The 23,183-nt window shown below is 33.6% G+C and carries 26 protein-coding genes; 17 read left to right on the top strand and 9 right to left on the bottom strand.

What is annotated here, in order from left to right; translation table 11 throughout:
- The first annotated feature begins 116 nt into the window (after positions 1–116).
- Genes tmk through rsmI form a run of 5 tightly spaced genes read left to right on the top strand, consistent with a single transcriptional unit; the run spans position 117 to position 4,216 of the window.
- Positions 117–731, top strand: a complete 615-nt coding sequence (gene tmk / locus ACFOZZ_RS06510) for a dTMP kinase (protein ID WP_055233594.1) — start codon at positions 117–119, stop codon at positions 729–731.
- Entirely contained in the window at positions 728–1,687 is a 960-nt protein-coding gene (locus ACFOZZ_RS06505) for a hypothetical protein (protein WP_055233595.1), read from the top strand. The genes tmk and ACFOZZ_RS06505 overlap by 4 nt, the downstream gene beginning before the upstream one ends.
- Before the next feature lie 4 nt (positions 1,688–1,691).
- Positions 1,692–2,660, top strand: coding sequence for a PSP1 domain-containing protein (locus tag ACFOZZ_RS06500; RefSeq protein WP_376814926.1), 969 nt, complete (start codon positions 1,692–1,694; stop codon positions 2,658–2,660).
- On the top strand, positions 2,644–3,375 hold the full coding sequence (locus ACFOZZ_RS06495) for a tRNA1(Val) (adenine(37)-N6)-methyltransferase (RefSeq protein ID WP_376814925.1): 732 nt from the start codon (positions 2,644–2,646) through the stop codon (positions 3,373–3,375). Before ACFOZZ_RS06500 ends, ACFOZZ_RS06495 begins: the two co-directional genes overlap by 17 nt.
- Positions 3,365–4,216, top strand: a complete 852-nt coding sequence (gene rsmI, locus ACFOZZ_RS06490) for a 16S rRNA (cytidine(1402)-2'-O)-methyltransferase (protein WP_278778936.1) — start codon at positions 3,365–3,367, stop codon at positions 4,214–4,216. Before ACFOZZ_RS06495 ends, rsmI begins: the two co-directional genes overlap by 11 nt.
- Positions 4,217–4,339: 123 nt before the next feature.
- Here rsmI and ACFOZZ_RS06485 read toward each other — a convergent pair whose 3' ends face one another.
- Positions 4,340–4,966, bottom strand: a complete 627-nt coding sequence (locus ACFOZZ_RS06485) for a transposase (RefSeq protein ID WP_376814924.1) — start codon at positions 4,964–4,966, stop codon at positions 4,340–4,342.
- A gap of 211 nt (positions 4,967–5,177) precedes the next feature.
- Complete coding sequence (locus ACFOZZ_RS06480) at positions 5,178–5,684, bottom strand: GNAT family N-acetyltransferase (RefSeq protein WP_278778934.1); 507 nt, start codon at positions 5,682–5,684, stop codon at positions 5,178–5,180.
- 100 nt (positions 5,685–5,784) lie between these two features.
- On the opposite strand from ACFOZZ_RS06480, the gene ACFOZZ_RS06475 reads away from it, so the two are divergent.
- The 6 genes from ACFOZZ_RS06475 to ACFOZZ_RS06450 all read left to right on the top strand — a co-directional run bounded on the left by ACFOZZ_RS06475 (position 5,785) and on the right by ACFOZZ_RS06450 (position 10,131).
- The gene (locus tag ACFOZZ_RS06475; RefSeq protein WP_055234932.1) at positions 5,785–5,988 is read left to right on the top strand and encodes a DUF1146 domain-containing protein; all 204 of its coding nucleotides are present in this window, start codon (positions 5,785–5,787) and stop codon (positions 5,986–5,988) included.
- An 85-nt stretch (positions 5,989–6,073) separates the two neighbouring features.
- Positions 6,074–7,063, top strand: coding sequence for a rod shape-determining protein (locus ACFOZZ_RS06470; RefSeq protein WP_006505001.1), 990 nt, complete (start codon positions 6,074–6,076; stop codon positions 7,061–7,063).
- A 39-nt stretch (positions 7,064–7,102) separates the two neighbouring features.
- On the top strand, positions 7,103–7,876 hold the full coding sequence (locus ACFOZZ_RS06465; RefSeq protein WP_278778933.1) for a Cof-type HAD-IIB family hydrolase: 774 nt from the start codon (positions 7,103–7,105) through the stop codon (positions 7,874–7,876).
- A gap of 537 nt (positions 7,877–8,413) precedes the next feature.
- Positions 8,414–8,800: a hypothetical protein gene (locus ACFOZZ_RS06460; RefSeq protein ID WP_040389697.1), complete on the top strand. Its 387-nt coding sequence runs from the start codon at positions 8,414–8,416 to the stop codon at positions 8,798–8,800.
- Complete coding sequence (locus ACFOZZ_RS06455; RefSeq protein ID WP_286696376.1) at positions 8,793–9,224, top strand: NfeD family protein; 432 nt, start codon at positions 8,793–8,795, stop codon at positions 9,222–9,224. Before ACFOZZ_RS06460 ends, ACFOZZ_RS06455 begins: the two co-directional genes overlap by 8 nt.
- 1 nt (position 9,225) lies before the next feature.
- Positions 9,226–10,131 (top strand): SPFH domain-containing protein, encoded by a 906-nt coding sequence (locus ACFOZZ_RS06450; RefSeq protein ID WP_006504996.1) that lies wholly within the window; start codon positions 9,226–9,228, stop codon positions 10,129–10,131.
- Between the two features lie 77 nt (positions 10,132–10,208).
- On the opposite strand, the gene ACFOZZ_RS06445 is transcribed toward ACFOZZ_RS06450, so the two are convergent.
- Positions 10,209–10,490, bottom strand: coding sequence for a hypothetical protein (locus tag ACFOZZ_RS06445; RefSeq protein WP_286696375.1), 282 nt, complete (start codon positions 10,488–10,490; stop codon positions 10,209–10,211).
- 12 nt (positions 10,491–10,502) lie between these two features.
- A complete protein-coding gene (locus ACFOZZ_RS06440; RefSeq protein WP_376814923.1) occupies positions 10,503–11,258 on the bottom strand; it encodes a DeoR/GlpR family DNA-binding transcription regulator in 756 nt (251 codons plus the stop codon).
- Between the two features lie 239 nt (positions 11,259–11,497).
- Between ACFOZZ_RS06440 and ACFOZZ_RS06435 the strand changes: the two genes are divergently transcribed.
- Genes ACFOZZ_RS06435 through galE form a run of 6 tightly spaced genes read left to right on the top strand, consistent with a single transcriptional unit; the run spans position 11,498 to position 17,870 of the window.
- Complete coding sequence (locus tag ACFOZZ_RS06435) at positions 11,498–11,818, top strand: PTS lactose/cellobiose transporter subunit IIA (RefSeq protein ID WP_006504439.1); 321 nt, start codon at positions 11,498–11,500, stop codon at positions 11,816–11,818.
- Positions 11,818–13,479 (top strand): PTS transporter subunit EIIC, encoded by a 1,662-nt coding sequence (locus ACFOZZ_RS06430; RefSeq protein ID WP_006504440.1) that lies wholly within the window; start codon positions 11,818–11,820, stop codon positions 13,477–13,479. The genes ACFOZZ_RS06435 and ACFOZZ_RS06430 overlap by 1 nt, the downstream gene beginning before the upstream one ends.
- A 4-nt stretch (positions 13,480–13,483) precedes the next feature.
- Entirely contained in the window at positions 13,484–14,884 is a 1,401-nt protein-coding gene (gene lacG, locus ACFOZZ_RS06425; RefSeq protein WP_278861146.1) for a 6-phospho-beta-galactosidase, read from the top strand.
- 2 nt (positions 14,885–14,886) lie between these two features.
- Positions 14,887–15,540 carry an HAD family hydrolase gene (locus ACFOZZ_RS06420; RefSeq protein ID WP_278861145.1) on the top strand — a complete coding sequence of 218 codons (654 nt, stop codon included), beginning with the start codon at positions 14,887–14,889 and terminating at the stop codon, positions 15,538–15,540.
- Between the two features lie 46 nt (positions 15,541–15,586).
- Complete coding sequence (locus ACFOZZ_RS06415) at positions 15,587–16,870, top strand: galactokinase (RefSeq protein ID WP_376814922.1); 1,284 nt, start codon at positions 15,587–15,589, stop codon at positions 16,868–16,870.
- A 1-nt stretch (position 16,871) separates the two neighbouring features.
- Complete coding sequence (gene galE, locus ACFOZZ_RS06410; RefSeq protein WP_376814921.1) at positions 16,872–17,870, top strand: UDP-glucose 4-epimerase GalE; 999 nt, start codon at positions 16,872–16,874, stop codon at positions 17,868–17,870.
- Between the two features lie 49 nt (positions 17,871–17,919).
- Here galE and ACFOZZ_RS06405 read toward each other — a convergent pair whose 3' ends face one another.
- The 5 genes from ACFOZZ_RS06405 to ACFOZZ_RS06385 are packed head-to-tail and all read right to left on the bottom strand — an operon-like array spanning position 17,920 to position 23,023.
- Positions 17,920–18,486, bottom strand: coding sequence for a nucleotidyltransferase family protein (locus tag ACFOZZ_RS06405; protein ID WP_055234325.1), 567 nt, complete (start codon positions 18,484–18,486; stop codon positions 17,920–17,922).
- Positions 18,479–20,767, bottom strand: a complete 2,289-nt coding sequence (locus tag ACFOZZ_RS06400) for a xanthine dehydrogenase family protein molybdopterin-binding subunit (protein ID WP_055234327.1) — start codon at positions 20,765–20,767, stop codon at positions 18,479–18,481. The genes ACFOZZ_RS06405 and ACFOZZ_RS06400 overlap by 8 nt, the downstream gene beginning before the upstream one ends.
- Entirely contained in the window at positions 20,764–21,240 is a 477-nt protein-coding gene (locus ACFOZZ_RS06395; protein ID WP_006504872.1) for a (2Fe-2S)-binding protein, read from the bottom strand. The genes ACFOZZ_RS06400 and ACFOZZ_RS06395 overlap by 4 nt, the downstream gene beginning before the upstream one ends.
- A gap of 1 nt (position 21,241) precedes the next feature.
- A complete protein-coding gene (locus tag ACFOZZ_RS06390; RefSeq protein ID WP_376814920.1) occupies positions 21,242–22,015 on the bottom strand; it encodes an FAD binding domain-containing protein in 774 nt (257 codons plus the stop codon).
- 15 nt (positions 22,016–22,030) lie between these two features.
- Entirely contained in the window at positions 22,031–23,023 is a 993-nt protein-coding gene (locus ACFOZZ_RS06385) for an ABC transporter substrate-binding protein (protein WP_376814919.1), read from the bottom strand.
- Between the last annotated feature and the right edge of the window lie 160 nt (positions 23,024–23,183).

The following is a 23,183-nucleotide window of genomic DNA, read 5'->3' as shown; positions in this document are numbered from 1 at the left end:
GAGAAGATATCTTTGATTATCGAAAGTATAGAGAAGGTAATGAATAACCTTCTTTTTAATTATGGAAAAAACATTGTAAATCACATATAATATTAATGTTTGAAGGAGCGTATGATATGAGTTTATTTATTACTTTTGAAGGTGGAGAAGGCAGTGGTAAAACGACTATTGCAAAGATGTTACATAAACAGTTTATTGAAGAAGGATATAATATCACTTTTAGTAGAGAACCTGGTGGTGTAGATATTGCAGAACAGATCAGAGATGTGATTACTGATGTCAACAATACGAAGATGGATGCAAGGACAGAAGCTTTACTTTATGCAGCAAGCAGAAGACAGCATCTTGTAGAAAAAGTACTTCCTGTATTAAAAGAAGATGGTATCGTGATATGCGATCGTTTTATTGATAGTTCTCTAGTTTATCAGGGAATTGGGAGAGGTATTGGCGTAGATAATATCTACAATATGAATCTTTTTGCGACAGATGGTATTCTTCCTGATTTAACTATTTTCTTTGATGTAAAACCTGAAGTCGCTTTAAAGCGTATTACAGGGGATAGAGAAGTCAATAGATTAGATTTAGAATCATTGGATTTTCATCATAAAGTGTATGTTGGATATCAGATGATTTGTGATAAGTTCCCAGATAGAATTGTGAAAGTAGATGCTTCTTTACCAGTTGAAGAAGTATATCATCAGGTTTATGAAATTGTAAAGGATAGATTATGAAAGAATTCTTAAAAGAAACACAACCTATTTTCTATCGTATTTTAGAGAAGAGTTTTAAAGAGAATAAAAAAACTCATGCATTTCTTCTAATAGGGGATCATACGGATGATATTGCGACATTTATTGCCCAGTCTTATATATGCCATGAAGATACACTAGCGTGTGAAACTTGTGATGACTGTATACGAATTAAAGAAGGTATTTATCCTGATATGATTGTATGTGATGGTAAAGAGACTTCTATTAAGAAATCGGATATTGATCATATTCAGGAAGAGTTTGTGAAATCAAGTGTAGAGAATAATGGAAAAGTTTATATTCTTAAAAATATTGATAATGCGACAACTCAGGCAATGAACAGTTTATTAAAGTTCTTAGAAGAACCTGTAGAAGAAGTATATGCAATCCTTACAACAAAAAATATTAATAAAGTACTACCTACTATTCAATCTAGATGTCAGGTGATTAAATTGCTTCCTGAATCTAAGCATTCTTTAGAATTAAAACTAAAGAATGAAGGGGTGGATGACGAAGATGCTATGGTTCTTCCTCATCTGTTTGATTCGATTGAAGAATGCAATGAGTATAAGGATAGTGAGTTGTATTTTGATATTAAGAATTATGTATTCTACTTTATTGAAGATTTATATATGAGACCATCGGATTTATTGATCAATTTACAGATCAATCTAGGTAAGAAGTATAAGAAGAATAAAGAAGCATATGCATTATTTTTAAATCTTCTTGTGTTAGGCATGAGAGATATGTTTCACGTGAAACATTCTATACCTGTATTGTTTGTGAAACATAAAGATTTCTTTGAGAAGATGCCAGAAGATGGTAAAATATTACAGAAAATAGAAATCATATTAGAATATGCTGAAAGACTCAACAATAATGTCAATCTTGCATTATTATTAGATGGTATGGTATATAAAGTATTGAAGGGAGTTTGATGAAATGGATAGATTAGCGGCTGTTAGATTTAATAGCGCTGGTAAATATTATTACTTCTCCACAGATTTAGATGTTAAAAAGGGAGATAAAGTAGTAGTAGAAACTGTAAGAGGATTAGAATTAGGTGAAATCATTACAGATCTTACAGACTTATCAGAATTTAAATTAGATAACGAATTAAAGAGAATTAAACGTGTTGCGAATAGAGCAGACATTGAAGTATATAATATCAATAAAATTAAGGCACAAAAATCATATGAAATCTGTAAAGAAATCATTGCGGAAACAAACCTTGATATGCATTTGATCAATTGTGAATATACACTTGATGCATCTAAAGTTATTTTTATGTATACATCTGATGAACGTGTAGACTTCAGGGATTTATTAAAGAAACTTGCTAGTGTTTTTAAATGTCGTATTGAATTAAGACAGGTAGGACCTAGAGATAAAGCTAAAATTGTAGGAGGCATTGGAAACTGCGGCTTACCACTATGTTGTAACTCATTCTTAGGTGAGTTTGATGGTGTATCTATCAATATGGCTAAGAATCAGTTGCTTGCAATCAATATTGATAAAATTTCAGGTGTTTGTGGACGTTTATTATGTTGCTTAAAGTATGAAGATGAAGCGTATAAGGAAGTTAAAAAGAAATTTCCTAAGATTGGTTCATTTATTCATTATGAAGATAAACAGTGTAAGGTTGTTGGTTTAAACGTTATTTCTGACTTAGTAAAGATTGATAATGAGGGCAGTATTTTATTTATACCTTTATCTGATGTAGATAAGAAGCCTGCACCTAAAAGGGAAAAACAAATCTTAGAAGAATTAGCACCTAAAAAAGAAAAGAAACATGAAAAGCCAAAACAAAAGAAGCCAAGACAACAGCATAAATCAAAACAGAATAATCAGAAGCCAAGAACTATCAAAGGTAATAATCCAAAAGGAAAGAAAGATGAACGAAGAAATTAATCATCTCCTTGGTTATAATGATATGAAAATCATCCAGAGAAAAGATATGTTTACCTTTTCTCTGGATACTGTTTTATTGGCAAACTTTTGTGCAATCACAAAGGATATGAAGACAATCGTAGATTTTGGGACAAATAATGCAGCCATACCATTAATCTTAACGCAACGCACTCATAAGAAGATTATTGGTGTTGAAATTCAAAAGGAAGCTGTAGAGATTGCGGAAAGAAATGTGAAATTAAATCATGTAGAAGATCAGGTAGAAATTATTCATGATGATATTAAGGATTATGTGAAGTATGCCCCACGTACCAAAGCCATTGTCTGCAATCCGCCTTTCTTTAAAGTGGGAGAGAAATCTCATATTAATGAAAGTCCTTATATGACTATTGCACGTCATGAAATTAAAATAGATCTAGAAGGTATTATTGCATCAGCTGCAAAAATTCTAGATCAGAATGGTCGTTTCTCAATGGTCTATCGTCCAGATCGTTTTATTGAAACAATTGAATTATTTAAGAAATACAGAATAGAACCTAAACGTATCCGTTTTGTCTATCCTAAAGAAGGAAAGGAATGCAATACATTCTTGATAGAAGGTGCATTCTTAGGCAAAACTGGACTAAAGATTGAACCACCTTTATATACACATAATGAAGATGGAAGCTATTCCGATGAAGTTAAACAGTTAGTAGGTGAGATGAATGTTAAATAGACAAAAAAGTTTTGAAAATGGGAAAGCGACACTTTATCTTGTACCAACACCAATTGGTAATTTAAGTGAAATGACACCAAGATGTATTGATGTGATGAAGAGTGTAAACTATATTGCAGCAGAAGATACACGTAATACAGTAAAACTATTAAATCATTTTAATATGGAAGCTAAGCTCATTTCTCATCATGAACATAATTTGCATGTTGCGATTCCTAAACTTCTATCATTATTAGAAGAAGGGGAGTCAGTTGCATTAGTAAGTGATGCGGGGTATCCAGCGATTAGTGATCCAGGGTATGAAATGGTGCTAGCAACTATTGATGCAGGATATAACGTCGTTCCTTTATCAGGATGTAATGCCTGTTTAGATGCTTTAGTTGTCTCTGGCATTGCGCCACAGCCATTTATGTTCTATGGTTTCTTAAGTCATACAAATAAAAATAAGACAAAAGAATTAGAAAAATTAAAAAATATCACTTATACGATCGTATTCTATGAAGCCCCACATAGAATTAAGGCGACATTAGACTGTATGATGAAGGTATTAGGTGATAGAAAAATTGCGTTATGTAGAGAAATCACTAAGAAGCATGAAGAAATTCTAAGAGGTACTATTTCTGAAGTATTGGAAGTAGTAGATGAATTAAAGGGTGAAATGGTTATTGTGGTTGAAGGTGGTACTGAAGTAAATGAGGAAGAGACTTTTGACCAGACAATCACAGAACATGTTGATGAATTTGTAGAAAAAGGCATGTCTAAGAAGGATGCTATTAAAGAAGTCGCAAAGATTCGTAAATTAAATAAGAATCTTGTGTATGAAGAATATCACAAAAAGTAAAAGGGTAATGTTTCACGTGAAACATTACCCTTTTTGCTTGGAAGACCTCATATTTCTAGTTAATAACTATAAATACAAGAAGAAAAAAGTAAAGTCATTCTTAAAAATGACAATAACAGTTTATCATAAGATAAATTTTAATTCAATTTCATATTCTTTCTTGTCTAATGATTCAAATAACTTCTTGTCATTTTCTGCTCTTTGTTCATTGATTTCTTCAAGTAATTCTTTTTCATATGCCTTAGCTACAATCTCTACTTCCTTATCTGTAGCTTTTCTAGAATTCGCATTAGCTTTTCTATGTGTGCCATCACCAAAGACAGTAGTAGTATCAATAAAACCATTATCAATGCCGTGCCAGATGATATGATTAAAGATCTGGTCAAAGACTTCACTATCCTTGTATCTTCTCTGATAGTTCTTAGACCATGTAGAATAGTTTGGAACATCCTCATAAATGCTGATACCTAAAAACCATCTATAAGCTATATTGACCTTGATCTCTTCATAGGTCTTTCTCATAGAGTTGATGCCGAATGTATAATTGATAAAGATCATTTTAAAAAGTACCACAGGATCAATAGAACGTCTGCCGAAATTACTGTAGAGTGATTTCACTAATGGATAGATGAATTTCCAATCTATCGTAGCTTCCAGTGTTCTAACCAAATGATCCTGTGGTACTAGGTTATCTAAAGTACTCATGATAAGTCCATCACGTTTAATGTTTGCACGATTAGTCATTGCCATATTTTTATCCAACGATTAAGTACCTTAATTATACTATTTTCAGGCGATAATTGACAGGAAACGAAAAAGGCCGTAAGGCCACAATTTTTGCTTAATTGGAGTGTGGATACTTACGACAGTAACTATATTATCATATACTCTTCAAATTTAAAAGAAAAGACTGTTAACATTTAGTTTGTCAACAGTCTGAAAACTGTGTTTACGAACAGTTTCAAATCAATCTTTCGTAAGCTTCTCTTTCTTCACCATTTTTCAAACGAATAATACCACAATATTGAAATCCATTCTTTGATACAAATTCTTTCATTGGTTTATTATTCTTTTCAATATCTAAACGAATAGAAGGGGTACCACTCTGCTTACATATGTTGACTGCATAATCCAATAATTTTTTTGCATAACCATTTCCTTTATGATTATTATCAATCGCAAAACGATGAATTATACCATATTGTCTAGTATCAGTAAGCCAATGACCATTGTAGATTTTTACATAGCTAGGTTCTATTCCTATAATAAAATGCATAGTGCCATATATATGGGAGTGTTTAGAAAGAACATAACCGTTACCTAACAAAATGTCATCTAGAATTGTATTGATATCAGGATATCCTTTTTGCCATTGGTTGATATCATTATCTTTAAAATATTCTTTTGCCTGATTAATAAGATCCATCACACGACTTAGATCTTTAATTTCTGATGTGCGTACATGCATACCAATCACCTCATATAAAATTGTACAAGAAATTATTTAAAATATCAAATAGTTGTATTTTAATTGTTGAAATGGTTAAATGGTATCAAAGGAGGATGTTATGTTGTATCGTACTGTTAATATTATAATCTATATTATTTCTGTTTTGTTAGCTATGTATGGATTGCAGGCTTTTGATTTTGAACGCTTCTTAAGAAAGGGCAGAATCGGTCAGTTTTATGTCATCTATATTGTTGCGAGTGTAGCGCTCGGATACTTATTTGCACAATTTATACTTAATTTTGGGACATTAAGTTTTTATTGATTTAAAGCCAATATTTTTTAATTAATTGACTTGAATAATATGAATAAAATGATAAAATAGAAATGCTTACAAGGAGGAAAAAGGTATGAGCTTATCAAAAGAAATTGGTATTGACCTTGGTACTGCAAATATCCTTATCTATGCTAAAGGAGAAGGAATTGTAGTTAATGAGCCAAGTGTTGTTACTATTAATGTAGAAACAAATAGACCTGTTGCTGTTGGTGAAGAAGCAAGAGAAATGCTTGGAAAGACTCCTGGAAAATTAAAAGCAATCCGTCCTTTAAAAGATGGTGTTATTGCTGATTTCCAGACTACTGAAATCTTACTAACACACTTTATCAATAAACTTAACTTAAAAGGAATTTTTGCTAGACCAACAATCTTGATTTGTTGTCCATCTAACATCACTTCAATCGAAAAGAGTGCCATCCAGGATGTTGCTTTAAGATGTGGTGCTAAGAAGGTATATATCGAAGAAGAACCAAAAGTAGCTGCTATTGGTGCTGGTCTTGATATTTCTAAACCATCTGGAAATATGGTTATTGATATCGGTGGTGGAACTACAGACGTTGCTGTACTTTCATTAGGTGATATCGTTACATCTCAGTCATTAAAGATTGCTGGTGACAAGATGGATCAGGAAATCATTAAGTACGTTAAAGATAAATATAAGTTATTAATTGGTGATGCTACAGCTGAAGAAGTTAAGAAACAGATCGGCTGCGCATTTGAACCTGATGAAGAAACAGTTATGGATGTTCGTGGTAGAGACTTAGTTACTGGTCTTCCAAAGACTATCCAGATGAATGAATCTGAAACAGTTTCTGCTTTAGGTGAAGTTTGTGAAACAATCTTAATTGCTGCTAAGCAGGTTCTTGAACAGACACCACCTGAATTATCTGCAGATATCGTAAACAAGGGTATCTTCTTAACAGGTGGAGGAGCTTTATTAAAGAATTTAGACAAGTTCCTTGAACAGGGATTAAAGGTTCCTGTATTCGTAGCTGATACACCACTTGATTGTGTTGCTGAAGGCTGCGGTGTCATGTTAGAAAACACTACATACTTACAGTAAGAGATAGCGTTCGCGCTATCTCTTTTTTTGGAGGTAATAATGAAAGCGATATTTTTTGATATTGATGGTACTATCTACCATCCAGAGATTGGTATTAGTCAGAACACTATTGATGAAATTCATAGAGTACAAAAATTAGGTCATAAATGCTTTATCGCAAGCGGTAGACCAACTGGATTTATTTCTAAAGAAGTGAAATCCATTGGTTTTGATGGCTTTGTATTAGCTAATGGAGCACATATTGTAACTGAAGGAAAAACAATAGATTCTTTGACTTTACCTTATGAAGAAACAAAGAAACTAATTGGATATGTAGAATCACAAGGTTATGAATATGTACTTCTTACAACTGATCGCTGTTATTTAAAGAAGGAATCACCACATATGTATGAATTCTATGCTTGGTGTAATATTGATATGGATTCTTTATGCAATGATTATGATTTAGATGAAGTACTAAAGAAGACAATTAAATTAGAAATCAGATATAATAAAAAAGAAGATAGCGTAGGGCTTATTGAAAGACTGGGGGCTTTCTTTTATGAAAAACATGATGATAGTTTAAACATTGAAGTATCTAATATAGATACTTCTAAAGGTCACGGTATTGAAACAATGCTTCACTATTATGGATTAGATGTTGATGATAGCTATTGTTTTGGTGATGGAGCCAATGATTTAGAAATGTTTAAAACAGTGGGGCATCCAATCGCTATGAAGAATGCAATCCCTATGATTTATCATCATGCATCAATCATCTGTGAAGATGTATTGCATGATGGTGTGGCAAAAGAATTAAAGAGACTCTTTTAACTTCTGTGTAAAAACAGAAGTTTTTTGTTTTACACAGATATCTTGTGTATAAATAACATAATAGATTATACTATTATTAGTAATTGATTTTATAACTTTGTTATTAACATTAGCTATAAGAAAATGTTAGTTATTATGAAAGAATAGGATGAGTATAGACTATGCAAGGGTCCTTGTTAGACATTTTTTTTATTTTATTATTAATATTGATTGATTTTTACCTTCAGAAGAAGATTAATAAAAAAGGATATGTATATCTATGTATAAATAAAGGTAGATTAAGATATCCAATGCTTGTTTTATTTGTGGCTTCTTTTATTTATTTCGTTCTAAAAAAACAGTATCTATTGATTCTATATATTCTATGTATTTTAAAAATAATAGATAAACTCATTTACATAAATAAGAAATAATACTTTTGAAACTCTAACGTTCAAGATGGTAGAAATATTATCTTATTGTTAGAGTTTTTTTGTTATACGGTTTCTGTTGAATAAAAATAATAAAAATAATATAATGATATTGGAGGTGATAAACATGAACTTTGTCTGGAATACAAACGAACTGAATGCATCTGTCGTCTCCATTTATGAAACAAATATTACATTGAATACGACAGCATGTATGCATTTTGAAAATGTGAATTATGTTCTATTAGGTATTGATTATGACAATCATTGTATCGGTATCAAACCCGTGGGAAAGCAAGCTATCAATGACGGAATCTATCCACAGGACCAGCTTCATAAGATATCAAGAGGTAAGTCCTATGGAAGAATCACAAATAAACCATTTATTAAAGAACTTGCCGATTTGATTCCTCTCGATTTCAATGAAAAGAATGTCTTTAAGTTTAAAGGAACATATGACATTGTTCATGAAGTTCTCATTGTTGACTACAAGGAGGGAAAACTAAATGGATAGTTTGGTAGTGTGGTCAGGTGTTATGGTTGCGTGTATTGTAGTAGAAATACTCACAGTATCATTAGTGAGTGTCTGGTTTGTGATTGGTGCTTTTGTGGCATTAATTGCCTGCTTATTAAATGTATCGGTTCCAATACAGGTCGCTATATTTCTTGTGGTATCAGTTATATGCGCAATAGTGGCACGTCCTATGGCTGTAAAAAGTCTGAAGGGCAATATAATACATACGAATAATGATGCACTCATAGGAACGCATGCTCTCGTTATTAAGAGAATCGATGCAGATCATATGGGTGAAGTAAGAATTAAAAATCAGATTTGGTCAGCATCCTCACTTCATAATTTAACTTTAGAAGAAGGAGAATATGGGGAAGTTGTCGCAATTGAAGGTGCACATCTAGTTGTTAAAAAGGAGGAGAACTAAGATGTTAGGATTTATTTTAATGATTTTATTAATCGCAATTGTTGTTATTCTTATTTTCAGTACAGTAAAGATTGTTCCACAGTCATATGCTTATGTAGTAGAAAGAATTGGTGCATATGACCGAACATTAAATGTAGGTTTACATATTCTTATTCCTTTAATTGATCGTGTATCTAATCGTGTATCATTAAAGGAACAGGTTATGGACTTCGCTCCACAGCCAGTTATTACTAAAGATAACGTTACAATGCAGATTGATACAGTTGTCTATTTCTCTATCACAGATCCTAAGTTATTTACTTATGGTGTAGTAAGACCAATTAATGCGATTGAAACATTAACTGCTACTACATTAAGAAATATCATTGGTGAACTTGAATTAGATGATACTTTAACATCAAGAGATATCATTAACTCTAAGATGAGATCTATTCTTGATGATGCCACTGATCCATGGGGTATCAAGGTAACAAGAGTAGAAGTTAAAAACATTCTTCCACCAAAAGATATTCAGGAAGCAATGGAAAAACAGATGCGTGCAGAACGTGAAAGACGTGAATCTATCTTAGTTGCTGAAGGTAAAAAACAGGCTGCAATCTTAAATGCAGAAGGGGATAAGGAATCACTTGTATTACGTGCAACAGCTGAAAAAGAAGCACAGATTGCGAAAGCTGAAGGTCAGGCTGAAGCATTAAGACTTGTTTATGAAGCACAAGCTAAAGCTATTCAGTATATTAATGAAGCAAATCCTGAATCTGCTTATATCCAGTTAGAAGGATTAAAAGCATTAAAGAACTTAGCTGATGGACAAGCTACGAAGATTATTGTACCTAATGACTTGGCAGGATTAGCTGGTACACTTACAACTTTATCAGAATCACTTAAGGATCCTAAAAAGCCTGAGTAACAACAGTCAGAAGACAGATGCTGTCTTCTGATTTTTTTATATCTAAAAAGCCATGCGATATCGCATGGCTTGTATAATTATTTGAAGATATCCTTTATCTTACTACCAATAGGTTTATAATTAAGCAATTTCTTGATTTCTTCCTTGTCTAAGTATTCTTCAATATAACCACAATTCTCACAAATATAGAAAGTCTTCTTTGCGGTATTTCCCTCTTTGAATATAGCGAAAACTTGCGAAGGCTTATTAATATGATTCGTTATTTGAGAAATATTACCACCACCATTTTCATGGAGCTGATCTTTAATAATAATAATTTTATCGTGATTACATTTTGGACAGATTCCAGTCTTTTTCATAGTGAGTTCTCCTTATACCGTTACAATAGTTGTAAATTCTTTATAATGTTTTAATACATCAGGATCAATCTCATTATCAGTAATGACTGCATCAAAATTAAAGAGATCATAGAAGATATAAAAGTCAGAACGATTAAACTTAGTGGAATCTACAAGTAAATATCTATTCTTCGCATTATCTAAAGGTATTCCTTGTGATTCTCCTTCTTCTAATGAATAAGTTGTAATACCACTATTAAAGATACCATTACACCCAATAAAGGCTTTTGTATATCTTAATTTACTTAATACCATATTTGTGATTGGACCTACAAAGGTATTTGTATTACTACGATATTCTCCACCTGTTAACATTACATCAGTAGGAGTATGACCACTCAAGATATTAAATACGGCGAGAGAATTCGTAACTACTCTAATATTACGACCACATAACTGCTCAGCTAATAACTGAATAGTAGTACCAGGACCTAAGAATATAGTTTCTCCTTCTTGAATAAGACTTGCTGCTTTATGCGCAATTCTTGTTTTTTCTTCTATCTGTACAGAAGACTTCTCTAAATGAGAACGTTCATGATCCATACTAAAAGATAAACTCTGTGCACCACCATGCACTCTTAATAACTTACCAGATTTCTCTAATTCATCTAAATCTCTTCTTGCAGTCATATCAGAGACTTCTAATTGTTCCATGATTTCATTGATTGATATGATTCCTTTTTGATTGACCATCTGCGTAATTCTTACAAGACGTTCTTTCTTTAACATGTTTTCACTCTCCTTGTCAGTGTCAGTATATCATTCAAGATTTTCCTAATCAACACAAATCAAACAAAAACGAACATTTATAAATTGATTACGTATATATTTTAACATGATTGTTTGTAATTGTTTAATTAAATGTTTTATAATGTTTATTTTTGTTGACAAATGGTGTGAATGCGATTACAATGTGCTTGTAAACGAAAGAGGCCGATTCGTTAATTAGAAAAAAGGAGATTGACACAATGACTAAAGATGAATTAAGTATGGTAGGCTTTGAAATCGTAGCTTACTCAGGAGATGCAAGAAGTACTTTATTAGAATTATTAAAAGAAATGCGTGCAGGTAATTTTGATAATGTAGAAGAAAAGTTAAAGGATGCAGATGCAAACATTAATTTAGCACATCAGTCTCAGACAACTATTCTTCAGCAGGAAGCACGTGGTGAGGATATGGAAATGGGATTTATCTTCATTCATGGTCAGGATCATTTAATGACAACAATATTATTAAGAGATGTTATTGAGGACTTTATTACTTTATATAGAGAGAGGGGAACAAAATAATGTTAGACGCTGTCATTAAGAAAATCGAAAAGGGTAAACCATTTTTCGATAAAATTGCTCAAAATATTTATTTAGGTGCTGTACGTGATGGCTTCTTAACAGCAATGCCAGCCATCTTATTCTCAAGTGTATTTATCTTAGCTGCTTCAATTCCAGAAATCTTTGGAATTAAGTTACCAGCAGATGTCTCAACATGGTTATGGAAAGTCTATAACTATTCAATGGGTATTGTTGGTTTACTAGTATCAGCAACAACTGCAAAGTGCTTAGCTGAAAGCATGAATCGTCGTTTACCAGAAGGTAAAGTAATCAACACAACTTCAGTTATGCTTGCAAGTATTTGTGGTTTCTTTATGTTAGCAGTCAGTGATGTAAAGCTTGGTATCTCTACTACTTATTTAGGTACTAAAGGTTTACTTGCTTCATTCATCGCTGCATTCATCACAGTTAAGATGTATAAGTTCTGTGTTGAAAAAGATGTCACTATTCATATGCCAAAAGAAGTGCCAGGTACAATCTCTCAGATGTTCAGAGATGTGTTCCCATTCTCTTTCTCAGTATTGGTATGTGTTATTATTGATTTAATTGTTCGTAATTTATTTGGTTATACTTTTGCAGAAGCAATCATCACATTATTACAGCCATTATTCACAGCTGCAGATGGTTATTTAGGAATCTGTATTATCTGGGGTGCAATGGCAATGTTCTGGTTCGTTGGTGTACATGGTCCAAGTATTGTTGAACCAGCTATCGCTGCAATCATCTACGCAAACGTAGATGCAAACTTAGTATTATTTAAAGCAGGACATCAGGCTGCAAATGTATTAACAGTAGGTTTAGGTAACTTCGTAGGTACAATGGGTGGTACAGGTGCTACTCTAGTTGTTCCATTCTTATTTATGTTATTTGCTAGATCTAAACAGTTAAAAGCTGTTGGTAAAACAACTTTCATTCCAGTATGTTTCGCAGTTAATGAACCATTATTATTTGCGACTCCAATCGTATTAAACCCATATTTCTTTGTTCCATTCTTACTTGCACCAATGGTGAACGTATCATTATTCAAGTTCTTCGTTGATGTATTAAAGATGAACTCATTCATTTATGTATTACCTTGGGCTACTCCTGCTCCAATTGGTTTGATTTTAGGTACAGGTATTAGTTTCTTAGCTGTATTACTTGCTGTATTATTAATCGTAGTAGATGGTATTATTTACTTACCATTCGTTAAAGCATATGATGCTTCATTATTAGAAGAAGAAAAACAGAAAGAAGCTTTAGAAGCATTAGAAGAACAGGTTAAAGAAGAAGAAACTGAAACAAATGAACCTCTTCAATTAGATAAGAAAATCAATGTATTAGTATTATGTGTAGGTGCTGGTACAAGTGCTATGTTTGCGAATGCTGTTAAAGAAGGGGCTAAAGAAACTGGTTTACCAGTAGATGCCACTGCAAGTGCTTATGGTAATCACTATGATATCTTAAAGAACTATGATGTTGTTGTCTTATCTCCACAGGTACAGGCTCATTTAGAAGAAGTAAAACAGGATGCGAAAGAAGGTACTAAAGTCATTGCAACTAAGGGTGCTCAATATATTCAGTTAACTCGTGATCCTAAGGGTGCTGTTGAATTTATCGTTGAACAGGAAAAGGAAGGTTAAGTACATGAAATTCTCTGATGATTTTATCTTTGGTGGCGCTACAGCTGCTTATCAGTGTGAAGGTAGTACATTAGAATATGGTAAAGGTAAAGTGTCTTGGGACGACTTTCTTGCAAAGCAGGGTCGCTTCAAGGCAGATCCTGCCAGTGATTTCTACCACCAGTATGGACAAGACTTAAAACTATGTAAAATGTTTGGTATTAATGGAATTCGTATCTCAATTTCATGGGCACGTATCTTCCCTGATGGTACAGGAAAAATCAATCAGGAAGGTATTGATTTCTATCATAGAGTATTTCAGGAATGTCATAAGAATAATGTAGAACCATTTATCACTTTACATCACTTTGATACACCGGATACTTTATATCAGAAGGGTGATTTCTTAAATAGAGAAACAGTGGATGCATTTGTAGACTATGCAAAATTCTGTTTTGAAGAATATAAGGATGAAGTTAAATATTGGTTTACTTTCAATGAAATCTGGGCAGTAGCTACAAACACTTATATTGAAGGAACATTCCCTAATGGTGAAAAATATAATATGACAAAAGCATTCCAGATCATGCATAATATGATGCTTGCTCATGCGAAAGCTGTTGTTGCTTATAAAGAAGCAGGATATAAAGGACAGATTGGCTGCGTACAGTCATTAGAATATAAGTATCCTTATGATGAAAATAGTTTAGATGATATCCAGGCTGCAAAGAACGAAGATGTATTACAGAACCAGTTCTTATTAGATGCAACATTCAAAGGATATTACTCTACTGAAACAATGGAAATTGTAGATCGTTTAGTGGCAATCAATAATGGTCAACTAGATTTAAGAGATGAAGACTTTGAAGTCATGAAGAAAGCAGCAATCTTAATTGACTATATGGGTATGAACTATTACCAGTCACGTTTCATTCAGTACTATGATGGTGAGAATGATATCCATCATAATGGAACTGGTGAAAAGGGTACTTCACGTTTCTGTTTAAAGAATGTAGGACGTAGAATGGAAAAAGAAGGTATTCCTAGAACTGACTGGGACTGGTTAATTCATCCAGAAAGTATGTTTGATATGTTAGTGCGTATTCGTCAGCAGTATCCAAACTACAAGTGTATCTATATTACAGAAAATGGTATGGGTTATAAAGACGAATTTGTAGATGGTGTCATTGATGATGCTCCAAGAATTGATTACATCAAGAAACATCTACAGTATGCACTTAAAGCAGTTGAAGCAGGTGTAAATGTAAAAGGCTATTTTGTATGGTCTCTCATGGATATGTTCTCATGGACTAATGGTTATAATAAACGTTATGGTTTATTCTATGTAGACTATGAAACACAGAAACGTTATCCAAAAGCAAGTGCTTATTGGTATAAGAGAGTATCAGAAACGAAAGAGGTGTAGTTATGAATTCTTATAAAGGAGTTATATTTGATTTTAATGGAACATTGTTCTTTGACAACCCAAAGCATGTATTAGCCTGGGGAAAGATTTCCGAGGAAATAAGACATCATGGAATCAGCGAAGAAGAGCTACATGAACATTTCAATGGTGTTCCTAATAATAAGATCATAGAATACTTATTTAATGATCAGTGTACAGAAGAACAGAAACAGAAATATTCTTTACTTAAAGAACAATACTATCGTGAGTTCTGTAAGGAAGATAAAGAAACATTCCATTTAGTTGCTGGAGCAACAGAATTCTTTGATAAACTTAAAAACAACAACATTCCATTTACTATCGCAAGTGCATCCATTAAACCAAATATTGATTTCTTTGTAGAATCATTCCATCTTGATCATTGGATCAATCCTGATGATATTGTATATGATGATGGAACTTATGAGAATAAAATCATGATGTTCAAGAAAGCAGCACATATTTTAGGACTAGAAGTAAGTGATTGCTTAATCATCGAAGACTCCCTAAGTGGTATTGAAAATGCCTATAAAGCAGGATGTAGAAATATAATCGTAATCGATTCTGCAAATAAAAAAGATGAATATCAGAAGTTACCTGGCGTAACAAAAGTGATTGATACTTTTAAAGAGATTTAAGAAAGAGCCATCCACCAGGGATGGCTTTTATTATGGAGGATAAAACATGAAGGCAAGTGTAGTAAGAGAAGAATTTAAATCAAATAAACATAATCAATTATTAGAAGACTTATATGAAGATAGTAGCTTAGTCAATTATCAGAAAGATAGATATGCCAATGCATTAGATAAGTTCATTGAACTTTATGGTGATGAAAATGTCAGCATCTATAGTGCTGCAGGTAGAAGTGAAATCTCAGGTAACCATACAGACCATCAGCATGGTTGTGTACTAGCCGGTTCTATCAATCTAGATGCGATTGGTGTAGTCGCTAGACAGGATGATGTAATCAATGTTGTATCTGATAGCTTTAATATTAAGCCAATCTATTTAAATGATCTAGATAAGAAGGATGAAGAAGAAGGAACTTCAGAAGGACTAATCAGAGGTGTTGTCTCTAAACTTGAAGAACTTGGCTACAATATCGGTGGTTTCAAGGCATTCATTACAAGTGATGTATTAGTAGGTGCTGGTTTATCTAGCTCAGCTGCTTTTGAAACAATCATCGGTACAATCATTGATGGCTTATATAACGATATGAGCATCGATATGGTCACTATCGCAAAAGTAGGACAGTATGCTGAAAATGTCTATTTTGGTAAGCCTTGTGGATTAATGGACCAGTGTGCATGTGCCGTTGGTGGACTTATCTCTATCGATTTCAAGGATACAGAACATCCTGTTGTGAATCATGTGGATGTAGACTTCTCTAAATATGATCATAGCTTATGTATCGTTGATACAAAGGGAAGCCATGCAGATTTAACAGATGCTTATGGTGCTATCCCCACTGAAATGAAGGATGTTGCTCATTACTTTGGTAAGGAATTCTTAAGAGAAGTAGATGAAAAGGAATTCTTTGATCATCTTGCTGATGTCAGAGCAGCCGTTAAGAATGATAGAGAAATTCTAAGAGCTATTCATTTCTTCAGGGAAAATGCTAGAGTACCTCAGATTGTAGAAGCATTAAACAATGATGACTTTGACTTATTCAAGAAGTTAATCAATGAATCTGGTAACTCAAGCTATAAGTTCTTACAGAATGTTTATGCAGATTTTGATTATAAGCATCAGGCAGTTTCTGCAGGTCTAGCATTAAGTGAAATCGTATTAGGCGACCATGGGGTTGCTAGAGTGCACGGTGGAGGCTTTGCTGGTACAATTCAGGCTTTCGTTGAGAATGATTTCGTTGTAGAATATAAGAGTCAGATAGAGAAATTATTTGGCGAAGGCAGCTGTCATGTACTTAAGGTAAGAAAATTAGGTGGCTGCAAAGTTATGGAGGAATAATATGAACGTATTAGTTACAGGTGGTGCAGGTTATATTGGTAGTCATGTCTGTGTAGAATTACTACAGAGCGGACATGATGTTGTAGTCATCGATGACTTCTCAAATTCAAAACCAGAAGCCTTAGATGCAATTCATAAAATTACTGGTAAGAAAGTAAAGTTCTATGAATTCAACGTTTTAGATGAAGATAAGACAGAAGAAGTATTCAAGGAAAATAAATTGGATGCAGTCATTCACTGTGCAGCCTTCAAGGCAGTAGGTGAATCAGTAGTAAAACCTATTGAATATTATACAAATAACTTAATGACAACTCTTATTGTTGCTAAGCTTATGAAGAAGTATCATGTCCCTTCAATTGTATTCTCTTCAAGTGCTACAGTATATGGTGATCCAAAGGTTGTTCCATTAACTGAAGACTGTGAATTAGGACAGACTACAAACCCATATGGTTCTACAAAGGCTATGATGGAAAGAATCCTAACAGATGTACAGCATGCTGTACCAGAAATGTCTGTTACACTTCTTCGTTACTTCAACCCAATTGGTGCCCATGAATCAGGATTATTAGGAGAAGATCCAAAGGGAATTCCTAACAATCTTATGCCTTATATCATGAAGGTGGCAACTGGTGAACTTCCTTGCTTAGGTGTATTTGGTGATGATTATGATACACCAGATGGAACAGGTGTACGTGACTATATCCATGTTGTAGATTTAGCTAAGGGTCATGTTCTTGCGATTGAAAAATATGCAACACCAGGTGTTCATATCTGTAACCTAGGAACAGGTAAAGGATATAGTGTATTAGAAATCGTTAAGGCTTTTGAAAAGGTAAATGGTGTAAAAGTACCTTATGAAATCAAGCCAAGACGTGCCGGTGATATCGCAACATGTTATGCAGATCCTACTCGTGCAAAAGAACAGTTAGGATGGGTCGCTGAAAAGACACTAGAAGATATGTGCAGAGATACTTGGAACTTTGCAAAGAAACATATGTAACACTTAAGTCTCTCGAAAGAGGGGCTTTTTTGATGAAATAAAAAAGCAACTATTGTAGTTGCTTCAGGTCTTCTTGATAATCTATATCATAGAGTTCTTTTACATTCTCTACTTGTATATATTCTACTTCATCAGGATGCTTATTTAATACCTTTCTTCCACCTTGGTCTTCTTTTAATAGAAGTAACTCAGGAATATAAGAACTATCAAATAGAGTTGGGTTGCCTGCTTTTTCTTTATAAGCACAACTGGCAAGTTTATGCTTTGTATGCATCAGTTTATCTATAGTATTCATAGAAATATAAGGCTGATCAGCAACCATGAAAATCATTCTAAATGGCTTCTCTAACGTATTTAAATAGTTCACAGCCGCCTTAATAGAATAAGAGAGACCATGAATACTCTCTAAACATAAAATGCTGGTAGCGCCTCTTTGAGCCGCATATTGTAGAATCTCATCATATTGTGAAACGACAATCACATGATCATATTTCTTTAATATGAGATCTAATGCATGTTGATAGAGTGGTTTATTTTGAAAAGGAAACAGCAGTTTGTTTCCTTTAAAACGTCTGCTATTTCCTGATGCAAGATATATAATATATGTTTTATTCATCAATAGCCATGACAATCTTTTCAGGTGTCATTGGAAGATCTCTCACCCATGCACCACATGCACTGTGGATGGCAGCACATAAGGCTGGGGCTGGTGTATTGATGACACATTCACCAATAGACTTTGCACCAAATGGACCTGTCTTTTCATAACTGCTTTCAAAATAAACACGTAAATGACCCATATCAAGTCTTGTAGGAATCTTGTAAGTCATGAAGTTATTTTCTGTTAAGGCACCCTTAGGTGAATAAGTAATGCTTTCAGATAATGCCATACCAATACCCTGAACAAGACCACCTTCAGTCTGTACAGTGGCTAAGTTTGTATTCACGACAGTACCACAGTCTACAACGGCTACATAATCTAATATTTCTACAGAACCAGTTTCTTTATCTAACGCAATTTCTGCCATACCTACCATATATGGTGGTGGAGAAATTTTAGATGAATGAGTGCATGTTACCTGGATAGGGACAGTATTTCCACACTGAGAGAATGTAGCGATATCCATATGTGTAAATGATTCATTTGTAGCTGGATTATCAATTGTATTGCCAGTAAATACTAATGATTCAGGATCACATTCCCACTTATTGGCAGCAATCTTCATCATGTTCTCTTTGAGTTCTTCACTTGCTTTTCTTACAGCCATACCAGTAACATAAGTTGTACTAGAAGCATAAGAACCAGAATCATATGGAGAAGCATCAGTATCTGCACCAAAGACAACAATATTGTCTACATCACATTCTAATTCTTCTGCAGCCATCTGGGCAAGAATAGTATCACATCCAGTACCCATATCTGCAGCACCAATGCTTAACATATAAGAACCATCATCATTTAACTTTAATGTAGCAGATCCAACATCGACACCAGAGATACCTGATCCCTGCATTGCCATTGCAACACCTGCTGCCTTGATACGACCATCAGGCATTACAGTAGGTGTCTTACGTTTTTCCCAGTCAAATTCTTTCTTAGCACGTTCCATACATTTATCTAATGCACAGCTATCAGCAATTTCACCATAGTAGGCATCCATCTTCTGACCCTGACGTACCATGTTCTTTTCTCTGATTTCTACTGGATCCATATGTAAAATATCAGCTAATTCATTAACACATGTTTCTAATGCATAAATACCCTGAGTCGCACCATATCCACGATATGCACCAGAAGATAATCTATTTGTATAAACAACATCATAATGGAAGCGGAATGCTTCTAGATTATTTGTATAAAGAGGAATAGACTTATGACCTGATAAACCTACAGTTGTAGGACCATGTTCACCAAAAGCACCAGAGTTAGATAATGTATATAAATCAATGGCACGAATAGTACCATCATTCATAGCACCAACTTTAGTAGTGACTTCCATTTCATGACGTGGACTACCCGCAATCTGAGATTCAGTACGTGTATAAATAAGTTTAGATGGTTTCTTAGTCATCCATGTAACAAATGCAGGATAGATTTCAGTTACAAGTGACTGCTTTGCACCAAAGCCACCACCAATACGAGGCTTTTCAACACGAATCTGAGATTTAGGAATATCTAAAGCATTCGCAAGAATACGACGTGCATGGAAGACAATCTGTGTAGAACTAATGACATGTAAACGACCATAAGTATCAATTTCACAATAAGTTCTGAATGTTTCCATCATCGCCTGATTGACTGCAGGAACATGATAAGTACGTTCAATTACATGATCACATGATTTAAATACTTCTTCTAGATCACCATGTGTTTCATCTGCAGATGCTACTAAGTTACGCTTATTATCAGCCCCTACAGGACATAATGCTTTCCAGTTATCTTCAGGATGTACAAGAATAGGATTATCTTTAGCAGTTCTAAAGTCTAATACCGCTTCTTCTACCTGATATTTTACTTTAATAAGCTTTAATGCTTCATCCACTTTCTTTTCATCATAACCAGCAACAATCGCAACTGGATCACCTACAAATCTTACTCTCTGATCTAAGATCAAACGATCATAAGGGCTTGGTTCTGGATAAGTCTGGCCAGCCATAGTAAAACGTTTCTGAGGCACATCTTTATAAGTATAAACAGCTTCAATTGTATCTACTGCCTTAGCTGCTTCTGTATCGATACTCTCAATTAATGCATTAGCATGAGGAGAATGAACAAGCTTTACAATTAAACAGTCATGAGGTGTTATATCATCAACATAGACAGGTTTACCTAATAATAGGTTCATTGCATCTTTTTTTCTTATAGGTTTATTAACCTGCTTTAATTCCTGACTCATCCTAACACTTCCTTTCCATTTTCCTTGCAGTAATTAATATAGTTTCTAATACCTCTTAATTGTCCTTCATAACCGGAACAACGACAAAGGTTACCAGATAAGAATGCTCTGATTTCATCATCACTTGGATCTTTATTTTCTTCTAGTAATGCGATTGTATTCATCATAAATCCAGGATTACAGAAACCACACTGTTCAGCCCCCTGATCAGCAATAAATTCAGCAAGTGGTCTTGCTTTTTCCTGTAAACCTTCTAGGGTTGTCACTTCATGACCTGCAGCTCTTGCTGCAAGAACACTACAAGAAAGAACGGGTTTGTTGTCTAATAATACTGTACATAATCCACAGTTACTTGTATCACAGCCTCTTTTAACACTAAGACAATGTTCACTTCTTACAAAATCAATAAGAAGAGTATCTGGTGAAATACTACGAGTCATTGTTTTTCCATTTAATGTAATTGTAATTTCCATCTTACTGTGCCTCCAATTCCTTTAATGAACGTCTCATAAGAACCTTTACAAGCTTTTGACGATATTCTGCACTAGCTAAGTTATTGCTTCCAAGTTTGATTTCAGAAGATACTTCTTCAATAAACGCTTCAATAGATTCATCATTTAATTCCATCTGTTTCTCATAAGCAATTGCCTTTAAAGGACGACCACCAATTACTACAGAATAAGTGTCATTCATATAACTTGCACAACAAGTAAGAACAGGGAAATCAGTACTTACATTTCTCTGTGACTTATAACAAACCTTAATAGGAGTCTTCTTTACAATAACACGTACAAGAATATCAAGAGAAGGACGCATCCAAGCAAACTCTCTCATAGGTACAATACCACCGTTATATAATTCTACATAAGCATCTAATCCCATAAACATAGATAATACATCAGAGAAACCATAACGACCAAAAATAGAACCTCCTACAGTCGCACAGTTTCTAAACTGCACACCAATAATATGTTCTACACTATGCTTCATTGCATCATGTGTATAAGCATTTAATCCTGCATGAGTTTCTAACTGACGTAATGTCACCATTGCGCCAATAGTAAATTGTTCATCATCTTCTTCGATAGTATCTAAATGAAGATCACATAAATCAATTGCCTTTTCTACTGATCTATTCATCATCTTCAACCATAACATACCACCTACAATAATGTTTTTTCTGTTCTGAACGAGTTCATAAGCTTCCTCAAGCGACTGAGGTCTTACATATTCCTGAATACTTAACATCTTTTTCTATCCTTTCTATTTTGTGATAAGTGTTTCATCAAGGCTAAAACCATAAAACTCTTTATAAAAATCTATTACATCCTTTTTATAATTCTCATATGTATAATCATGAGGATGAAGTACATATGATAGCCAGAGTGATGCAAGAATATGAGAAGGAACAGGATCCATCCATGATTCAACCACTTCAGGCATAATATAAATCTTCTTGTTCTTCACTATATCAAGTGATGAGAAGAATTCATAGTTATAAATAGAATCTTTTGAATAGGAAGCATTACGAGGCATGATCACCATATCTGGGTTTAAAGTTAATAATGTTTCTAACGCAATAGTAGGGTAGTATACACCTTTAATACTCGCTGCAGCATTTTTCACATGTGCTGAGTCTAGTATAGTACTTTGAAACATAGAAGGTGTGACAGGTCTATAAATAGACTCTTTTGAAGCAATATAAACATGCTTATTAGAAGTACCTAAACTATTTATCTTACTCTTTTTAGTACTATAGTAGTTCTTTAACTTCTTTGCATTGTTTTGTTTACCACAAACTTTCGCAATAAGTGAAACCATGGCCTCATACTTCTTTTCACTAGAAGGATCAACAACAATAACTTTAATATGTCTTTCTTCAAAATCCTCAATAAGATTCTTATTCTCTTTCATCATAAATACTACATCAGGTGCTGTCTTTGCGATAAGACTGACATCACATCCTACCTGAGGTAGTTCTAATAAATCAGGATCAGTCTTTTGATAAATGCTTCTAGAAGAAGCATTCTCCTCTATACCAACTAACTGATCATTTACTCCTAATGCGAGGCATGTAGAAGTTGTTATATATGAAGTGCTTACTACACGTTTTACTTGGTCTTTAATTGTAATTTGACGTCCTATCTGATCATTCACAATAATTGCATCAGATTCTTCTTCTTTATCTGAAGAACATCCAGGTAATAATGAGATGAGTAAAAATAGACAAACAATTGAAATAATTCTTTTCTTCAAAACAAATCTCCTTACGATATTATTCAGTATATTTTCCGAAAAAATTATATCATGAAAACATGAATAATAAACAAAAAATATAGGATACCAAAAGAAAATTGGATAATAGAAATCAAGTAAAAATTTAAAAAATATATCAATACTTTTTCATGGTTTTTAC

This window comes from Catenibacterium sp. GCM10023432 (assembly GCF_042651925.1).
GTDB lineage: Bacteria > Bacillota_I > Bacilli_A > Erysipelotrichales > Coprobacillaceae > Catenibacterium > Catenibacterium mitsuoka.
Note: the sequence above shows the minus strand (reverse complement) of the source record. Positions and strands in the feature narration are given on the sequence as shown.

What these genes read in the sequence shown, in the direction of transcription:
- tmk (WP_055233594.1), top strand. Translation starts at nt 117, where the DNA reads ATGAGTTTATTTATTACTTTTGAAGGTGGAGAAGGCAGTGGTAAAACG.
- ACFOZZ_RS06505 (WP_055233595.1), top strand. Translation starts at nt 728, where the DNA reads ATGAAAGAATTCTTAAAAGAAACACAACCTATTTTCTATCGTATTTTA.
- ACFOZZ_RS06500 (WP_376814926.1), top strand. Translation starts at nt 1,692, where the DNA reads ATGGATAGATTAGCGGCTGTTAGATTTAATAGCGCTGGTAAATATTAT.
- ACFOZZ_RS06495 (WP_376814925.1), top strand. Translation starts at nt 2,644, where the DNA reads ATGAACGAAGAAATTAATCATCTCCTTGGTTATAATGATATGAAAATC.
- rsmI (WP_278778936.1), top strand. Translation starts at nt 3,365, where the DNA reads ATGTTAAATAGACAAAAAAGTTTTGAAAATGGGAAAGCGACACTTTAT.
- ACFOZZ_RS06485 (WP_376814924.1), bottom strand. Translation starts at nt 4,966, where the DNA reads ATGGCAATGACTAATCGTGCAAACATTAAACGTGATGGACTTATCATG.
- ACFOZZ_RS06480 (WP_278778934.1), bottom strand. Translation starts at nt 5,684, where the DNA reads ATGCATGTACGCACATCAGAAATTAAAGATCTAAGTCGTGTGATGGAT.
- ACFOZZ_RS06475 (WP_055234932.1), top strand. Translation starts at nt 5,785, where the DNA reads ATGTTGTATCGTACTGTTAATATTATAATCTATATTATTTCTGTTTTG.
- ACFOZZ_RS06470 (WP_006505001.1), top strand. Translation starts at nt 6,074, where the DNA reads ATGAGCTTATCAAAAGAAATTGGTATTGACCTTGGTACTGCAAATATC.
- ACFOZZ_RS06465 (WP_278778933.1), top strand. Translation starts at nt 7,103, where the DNA reads ATGAAAGCGATATTTTTTGATATTGATGGTACTATCTACCATCCAGAG.
- ACFOZZ_RS06460 (WP_040389697.1), top strand. Translation starts at nt 8,414, where the DNA reads ATGAACTTTGTCTGGAATACAAACGAACTGAATGCATCTGTCGTCTCC.
- ACFOZZ_RS06455 (WP_286696376.1), top strand. Translation starts at nt 8,793, where the DNA reads ATGGATAGTTTGGTAGTGTGGTCAGGTGTTATGGTTGCGTGTATTGTA.
- ACFOZZ_RS06450 (WP_006504996.1), top strand. Translation starts at nt 9,226, where the DNA reads ATGTTAGGATTTATTTTAATGATTTTATTAATCGCAATTGTTGTTATT.
- ACFOZZ_RS06445 (WP_286696375.1), bottom strand. Translation starts at nt 10,490, where the DNA reads ATGAAAAAGACTGGAATCTGTCCAAAATGTAATCACGATAAAATTATT.
- ACFOZZ_RS06440 (WP_376814923.1), bottom strand. Translation starts at nt 11,258, where the DNA reads ATGTTAAAGAAAGAACGTCTTGTAAGAATTACGCAGATGGTCAATCAA.
- ACFOZZ_RS06435 (WP_006504439.1), top strand. Translation starts at nt 11,498, where the DNA reads ATGACTAAAGATGAATTAAGTATGGTAGGCTTTGAAATCGTAGCTTAC.
- ACFOZZ_RS06430 (WP_006504440.1), top strand. Translation starts at nt 11,818, where the DNA reads ATGTTAGACGCTGTCATTAAGAAAATCGAAAAGGGTAAACCATTTTTC.
- lacG (WP_278861146.1), top strand. Translation starts at nt 13,484, where the DNA reads ATGAAATTCTCTGATGATTTTATCTTTGGTGGCGCTACAGCTGCTTAT.
- ACFOZZ_RS06420 (WP_278861145.1), top strand. Translation starts at nt 14,887, where the DNA reads ATGAATTCTTATAAAGGAGTTATATTTGATTTTAATGGAACATTGTTC.
- ACFOZZ_RS06415 (WP_376814922.1), top strand. Translation starts at nt 15,587, where the DNA reads ATGAAGGCAAGTGTAGTAAGAGAAGAATTTAAATCAAATAAACATAAT.
- galE (WP_376814921.1), top strand. Translation starts at nt 16,872, where the DNA reads ATGAACGTATTAGTTACAGGTGGTGCAGGTTATATTGGTAGTCATGTC.
- ACFOZZ_RS06405 (WP_055234325.1), bottom strand. Translation starts at nt 18,486, where the DNA reads ATGAATAAAACATATATTATATATCTTGCATCAGGAAATAGCAGACGT.
- ACFOZZ_RS06400 (WP_055234327.1), bottom strand. Translation starts at nt 20,767, where the DNA reads ATGAGTCAGGAATTAAAGCAGGTTAATAAACCTATAAGAAAAAAAGAT.
- ACFOZZ_RS06395 (WP_006504872.1), bottom strand. Translation starts at nt 21,240, where the DNA reads ATGGAAATTACAATTACATTAAATGGAAAAACAATGACTCGTAGTATT.
- ACFOZZ_RS06390 (WP_376814920.1), bottom strand. Translation starts at nt 22,015, where the DNA reads ATGTTAAGTATTCAGGAATATGTAAGACCTCAGTCGCTTGAGGAAGCT.